6 protein-coding genes are annotated in these 6,534 nt (G+C 63.9%); 5 read left to right on the top strand and 1 reads right to left on the bottom strand.

The window, feature by feature from the left end; all coding sequences use genetic code 11:
• The coding region (locus E8A46_RS13955) for a glycosyltransferase family 39 protein (RefSeq protein ID WP_291561542.1) at positions 1 to 478 on the bottom strand (478 nt) is incomplete at its 3' end.
• Between the two features lie 113 nt (positions 479 to 591).
• Between E8A46_RS13955 and lepA the strand changes: the two genes are divergently transcribed.
• From lepA to E8A46_RS13930, 5 genes are all read left to right on the top strand, one after another.
• Complete coding sequence (gene lepA, locus E8A46_RS13950; RefSeq protein WP_291561540.1) at positions 592 to 2,397, top strand: translation elongation factor 4; 1,806 nt, start codon at positions 592 to 594, stop codon at positions 2,395 to 2,397.
• 42 nt (positions 2,398 to 2,439) lie between these two features.
• On the top strand, positions 2,440 to 2,676 hold the full coding sequence (locus E8A46_RS13945) for an antitoxin MazE family protein (protein ID WP_291561537.1): 237 nt from the start codon (positions 2,440 to 2,442) through the stop codon (positions 2,674 to 2,676).
• A complete protein-coding gene (locus tag E8A46_RS13940) occupies positions 2,667 to 3,002 on the top strand; it encodes a type II toxin-antitoxin system PemK/MazF family toxin (RefSeq protein ID WP_363251734.1) in 336 nt (111 codons plus the stop codon). Before E8A46_RS13945 ends, E8A46_RS13940 begins: the two co-directional genes overlap by 10 nt.
• A gap of 109 nt (positions 3,003 to 3,111) precedes the next feature.
• Positions 3,112 to 4,284 carry an acyl-CoA dehydrogenase family protein gene (locus E8A46_RS13935; protein WP_291561536.1) on the top strand — a complete coding sequence of 391 codons (1,173 nt, stop codon included), beginning with the start codon at positions 3,112 to 3,114 and terminating at the stop codon, positions 4,282 to 4,284.
• A gap of 179 nt (positions 4,285 to 4,463) precedes the next feature.
• Entirely contained in the window at positions 4,464 to 6,431 is a 1,968-nt protein-coding gene (locus tag E8A46_RS13930) for a methyl-accepting chemotaxis protein (RefSeq protein ID WP_291561533.1), read from the top strand.
• Positions 6,432 to 6,534: the final 103 nt, after the last annotated feature.

The raw sequence follows: 6,534 nt of genomic DNA, 5'->3' as shown, positions 1-6,534 counted from the left end.
GGTCCGGGTTGTACTTGAAGCCCTTGAAATTGAAGATCGGATAAAGCGCGAGCAGCACCACGACGAAGAATGCGCGGCGGTAGTCCACCACGCGCAGCGCGATCAGCCAGCAAATCACCAGACCGCAGCCGAGGGTCGCCATCGCCAGCGCATACGCGGCCCAGTCGGCGACCGGGAACATCCGGAACCAGAGACCGGCGACCCAACCCGCCAGCGGCGGGTGCTTGCCATAGCCGAGCTGGAACTTCTGGCCCCAGGCGAAGGCTTCGGCGACATCCATGTGGACGTCCTGCGCCGCCTTGAGATTGATCAGGATGAAGGTCCAGAGCACCGCATGGGCAGTAGCAAAACCGATCACCAGCCACGGCGCGGCCTTGTGGTCGGACGCTGACGCCGCCAGCCACGCCGCCAGCCGGCGCAGGCTTGGTCGGCGGCGGCGCGCACGCGAAGCGGCGGGCAAAAATGATGCACTGGACATACCCCGTGCGTAGCGCGTTTTTCGAGTAAGTGGAATCAGCTTGGCGTGAAGAAGCGCCGCCAAAACGGCGTAATATGGTTGCCGCACGGGAACGCGAATGCTATCCCGCGCCCATGACATCCATCCCTATTTCCAACATCCGCAACTTCGCCATTGTTGCGCATATCGACCATGGCAAATCGACGCTGGCCGACCGCCTGATCCAGACCACCGGAGGGTTGCAGGCGCGCGAGATGAAGGAACAAGTGCTCGATTCCATGGATATCGAGCGCGAGCGCGGAATCACCATCAAGGCGCAGACCGTGCGGCTGACCTATCTGGCCAAGGACGGCAAGACCTACATCCTCAATCTGATTGACACGCCCGGCCATGTCGACTTCGCCTACGAGGTTTCGCGCTCGCTGGCGGCCTGCGAAGGCTCGCTGCTCGTGGTCGACGCCAGCCAGGGCGTCGAGGCGCAGACGCTCGCCAACGTCTACCACGCGCTCGACGCCGGCCATGAGATCGTGCCGGTGCTCAACAAGATCGACCTGCCGGCCGCCGAACCCGATCAGGTCAAGCAGCAGATCGAGGACGTGATCGGCATCGACGCGTCCGACGCGGTGATGATCTCGGCGAAAACCGGGCTTGGCATCGACCAGGTGCTGGAAGCCATCGTGAACCGGCTGCCGCCGCCGAAGGGCGACCGCGAGGCCTCGCTGAAGGCGCTGCTGGTCGACAGCTGGTACGACGTTTATCTCGGCGTCGTGGTGCTGGTGCGGATCGTCGACGGCGTGATGAAGAAGGGCCAGCGCATCCGGATGATGGGCACCAACGCCGCGTATGATGTCGAGCGCGTCGGCTTCTTCACCCCGAAGATGACGCAGATCGATGAACTCGGCCCCGGTGAGATCGGTTTCATCACCGCCGCGATCAAGGAAGTGGCCGACACCCGCGTCGGCGACACCATCACCGACGACCGCAAGCCGGTGACCGACATGCTGCCGGGATTCAAGCCGGCGATCCCGGTGGTGTTCTGCGGCCTGTTCCCGGTCGACGCCGACGATTTTGAAACCTTGCGGGCGGCGATGGGAAAATTGCGGCTCAATGACGCCAGCTTCTCGTTCGAAATGGAAACCTCCGCCGCGCTCGGCTTCGGCTTCCGCTGCGGCTTCCTCGGGCTGTTGCATCTGGAAATCATCCAGGAGCGGTTAAGCCGCGAATTCGATCTCAACCTGATCGCGACCGCGCCATCGGTGATCTACAAGATGCGCCTCACCGACGGGCAGGTGATCGAGATCCACAACCCGATCGACATGCCCGACGTGGTGAAGATTGCCGAGATCGAGGAGCCGTGGATCGAAGCCACGATCCTCACGCCGGACGAATATCTCGGCAGCGTGCTGAAACTGTGCCAGGACCGGCGCGGCGCGCAGAAGGAGCTCACTTACGTTGGCAACCGCGCGATGGTGAAATACGAGCTGCCGCTCAACGAAGTGGTGTTCGATTTCTACGACCGCCTGAAGTCGGTCTCGAAGGGGTATGCCTCATTCGACTATCATCTCACCGACTACAAGCCGGCCGACCTCGTCAAGATGCAGATCCTCGTCAACAACGAACCGGTGGACGCGCTGTCGATGCTGGTGCACCGCCAGCGCGCCGAGGGCCGCGGCCGCGCCATGGTCGAGAAGATGAAGGAACTGATCCCGCCGCACATGTTCCAGATTCCGATCCAGGCCGCGATCGGCGGCAAGGTGATCGCGCGCGAGACCGTGCGCGCGCTACGCAAGGACGTCACCGCGAAATGCTACGGCGGCGACATCACGCGCAAACGCAAGCTTCTGGAGAAGCAGAAGGAAGGCAAGAAGAAGATGCGGCAGTTCGGCAAGGTCGACATCCCGCAAGAGGCTTTTATCGCCGCGCTGAAGGTGGATAGCTGAGAAGCCGTTGAAGCCGCGAGCGTAACATGTTACGCTCAAGCCATGGCCACGACCCCGAAAAAGTCAAAACCCCGCACCCCCCAGCAGCGCATGGCTTCGCGCCGCGAGCGGCTGCGCGCGCAGGGGCTGCGGCCGGTGCAGCATTGGGTACCGGATCTGCGCGATCCCAAGGTGCTCGCGGAAATCCGCCGTGAAATAAAGTTGATGGCGCAGCATCCGGAAAACGATGCGATCGATGACTGGATCGAGCAGGTCTACGATTGGGAATCGTGGAAATAGCACGCGGCGATGTCGTGCTGATGGTGGTTCCGAGCGATCTCGGGAGGCCGCGGCCTGGCATCGTCGTTCAAGGCGACAAATTTAACGCCGGGCTTTCGACAATTTTCGTTTGTCCCGTCTCGTCAGACCTGCAGGACGGACTTTCGCTCCGACCAATGATCGAAGCGGCACCGGAGAACGGCCTTCGCCTTCGGTCGCAAATTATGACGGATAAACTGGTCGCGCTTCGCCGCGACCGGATTCGGCGCGTGATTGGCCGCATCGACGCGGAAACGTCCGAGCAGCTCGATCGCGCGCTGCTTCTGGTGCTCGGCCTTGCGCGATAAAGGACATGCAGCCCGCGCATCACTTATCCCGTTGCCCCATCTTGATCCGCGCCGCCAGATGGACCAACATGCCCCTTAATTGATCACTCGATAAGGGCAAGGAAACGTCATGAATAAGCCCACAGCGTTGGGCCTCATCGACCGCGCAAAGACGCTGGCACCCTTGATCACGCGCGAGGCCGACGAGATCGAGCGGACGCGGCGCCTCACCCAGCCGGTGGTTTCCGCCCTGATCGAAAACGGGCTCTATCGCTCGCTGCTGCCGCAGAGCCTCGGTGGCGCCGAGGCGCCGCCGGAAGTTTTCATGCAGATGCTGGAGGAGATCGCGAAGGCCGATGCCTCCACGGCGTGGTGCCTCGGCCAGTGCTCGGTTTGCGCCATGACGGCGGCCTATCTCGACGCGGACGCGGCGCGCGAGATTTTCGGCCAGCCGAACGACATCCTCGCCTGGGGCGCGATCGCCAACGAGGTGCATGTCGTTCCCGGCGGCTATCGCATCACCGCGCGCTGGGATTTCGCCAGCGGCTCCCGCCAGGCGAACTGGCTCGGCGCCCATGTCCAGGTCGTCGAAGCCGACGGCACCAAGAGGCTGAAGCCGAACGGCACGCCGGAAATACGCACCATCGTCTTCCCGGCGACAAGCGCCACCATGTACGACGTCTGGGACGTGATCGGCCTTTCCGGTACCGGCACCGACTCCTATTCGGTCGACGATCTGTTCATCCCGGAAAAACACGCCGCGCTGCGCGACGATTTCACGGCGCTGCGGGAAAAAGGGCCGCTCTACGGCATCACCACCTACAGCATGTTCGGACTGGGCTTCGCCGCCATCTCGCTCGGCGTCGCCCGCGCCACGCTCGATGCGGCGATCGATCTGGCGCGCGGCAAAGCCACGGTGGGTCTCAAGGCGATGCGGGAGAACAACGCCGTTCAGGGCCTGATCGGCCGCACCGAAGGCAATTTGCGCGCGGCACGCGCCTATCTCTACGCGACAGCCGCCGAGGCCTGGCATGATCTGACCAATACAGGAAAGATCTCGGAGGAGCGTCGGGCGGCGCTTCGCCTCGCCTCGACCTGGACCATCCATCAGTCAGCCGCGGTGGTCGATACCGCCTATCACATGGCCGGCGCTACCGCCGTGTTCAAGGCCAACAAGTTCGAGCGCCGTTTCCGCGACATGCATGCCATCGCGCAGCAGATCCAGGCCCGCGACACCCATTACGAGGACGTCGGCAGATCGATCCTGACGGCCAGCCCCGTCGCGCGCGGACCAACGACTTAAAGCGCTGCTTCGGCACCGAATTGATGTCTCGAGCCGGCCGATCCACCGCCGATCGCCGCGCGGTGCAAAGAACGCGTGCGGGATGCGGCCTCACGGCCTTGCGACCGCAAAAGCAATCAGATGTTAAACACTTTCTGGGAACTTCCGGGTTACTCCCGTCTCGGAGCTCCGGTTTCCCCATGTTTCAACTTCGATCGATTGCGGCCCGCCTAATGCTCGCCATTTCGCTGACCGTGGCGGCGGCCTGCGGAATCCTCGGAACGTTTTCCATCATGCAAGAGCGCGCCCTGACGCGGCTTGCGCTCGACCAGCAGCTCAAGCTGCAATATGACAGCGTCATCGCCGCCCTCGATTACGAGGGCCGGGCGGCGCTGGCGGTCAGCGCCGTGATCGCCAATCTGCCTCCAGTGGCGGACGCGGTTGCCAAAGGCGACCGTGACGCGCTGTTGCCGCTGCTGCAAGCACCGTTCGCGGCGTTGAAGTCGCAGGGCATGCCGCTGATCAGTTTCCACATGCCGCCGGCCACCGCCTTCTTCCGGGTTCACGAGCCGAAACTGTTCGGCGAGGACATCTCGGCGCGGCGTGCTACCGTGGTGGAGTCGAACAAGACAGGCAAACCGATCGTCGGCGTTGAAGCCGGACGGGATTCGCTGGGCGTATTTGCCATGACGCCGATCATGCGCGACGGCAAGAGCCTCGCGGTCGCCGATGTCGGCGTTTCCTTTGGCAAGCAATTCGTCGATAGCGCCAAGCAGCGCTTCAGCGTCGATCTCGCCGTGCACCGTTTCGATGGCAAGGCCTTCGTGAGGATCGCATCGACCCTCGGCGACGCTTCGGACGTCACCCAGGACGAACTCAAAAGCGTGTTCGAAGGCGGCCATCTGCGTCGCGACGCCACGCTCAACGGCCGTCCGGCCGCTCTCTATCTCGGACAAATCAGGAATTACGCCGGGCAGGCGGTCGCGGTGATCGAACTGGTCAGGGATACCACCGACTATGAGGCGGCGTCGGCCAGTTCGCAGCGCAACCTCGTTCTGGGCACGATCGCCATTCTCGTCGCCGCCGCCTTGCTGGCATTCCTGCTCGGCCGCGGCATGTCGCGCCCACTGACGGCAATTACCGCGGTCATGAACCGCCTTTCGAGTGGCGATACCGAGGTGACCATCCCCGGCGGCGACCGGAAGGACGAACTCGGCACCATGGCCGGCGCTGTCGACGTGTTTCGCCGCAACATGATCGAGGCGCGCTCGCTGCGTGAGGCGCAGGAGGCCGCCAAGCAGCAGGCCGAACTGGAGAAGAAGGCGTTGCAGCGTCAAATGGCCGACCGCTTCGAAGCCGACGTCAAGAGCGTGGTTGGCGCGGTTGCGCGGGCGACCAAGGATATGCAACGCGTGGCGGCGGAGATCACCGCCAGCGTCAACGGGACATCGGCGCAGGCCGCAGCCGCCGCCGCCGCTTCGGAGGAGGCTTCCGCCAGCGTCAACACCGTCGCCGCCGCCACCGAGGAGCTTGCCTCTTCCGTGGCCGAGATCGGCCGCCAGGTCACCCATTCCAGCGACGTTGCGGACGCCGCCGTGACCAAGGCCGGGCAAACCACGGAAATCGTCGGGAGCCTTGCCGCCGCCAGCGAAAAAATCGGCGATGTGCTTCGCCTGATCGGTGCCATCGCCAGCCAGACCAATCTCCTGGCACTGAATGCGACCATCGAGGCGGCGCGGGCCGGAGAAGCCGGCAGGGGTTTTGCGGTGGTCGCATCCGAGGTCAAGGCGCTCGCCAGCCAGACCGCGAAGGCGACCGAGGAGATCGCCGGTCAGGTCACCGCCATCCAATCCTCCACCGGCAACTGCGCCGCGGCGATCGGCGGCATCAGCGACACCATACGGCAGATCAGCGGGATCGCCACCACCATCGCCGCCGCCGTCGAGGAGCAGGGATCAGCGACCCGCGAGATCGCGCGTAGCGTGCAACAGGTCGCTGCCGGCACCAGTGAAGTCGCGATCAATGTGGCCGGCGCAAGCCAGGCCGCCGAACAGTCGCGCGCGCTGGCCGATACCGTCCTCGTCGCCTCCAGCGAGCTCAGCCAGCACGCCTCCACGCTGTTCGACAGCGTCGACACCTTCCTGGCCGGCCTGCGCGACGCCGCCTAACGTTTCGAGCGAAAACATCCCCCACATTTGACGGAGGCTGGTTTCCGGTCGCGCAAATCCATGCTCTGATCATCAGGCATGATCAAACCGTAAGCTTGGAACG

Source organism: Bradyrhizobium sp. (assembly GCF_004799445.1).
Lineage (GTDB): Bacteria > Pseudomonadota > Alphaproteobacteria > Rhizobiales > Xanthobacteraceae > Bradyrhizobium.
This window is presented reverse-complemented; position numbering and strand designations above follow the sequence as displayed.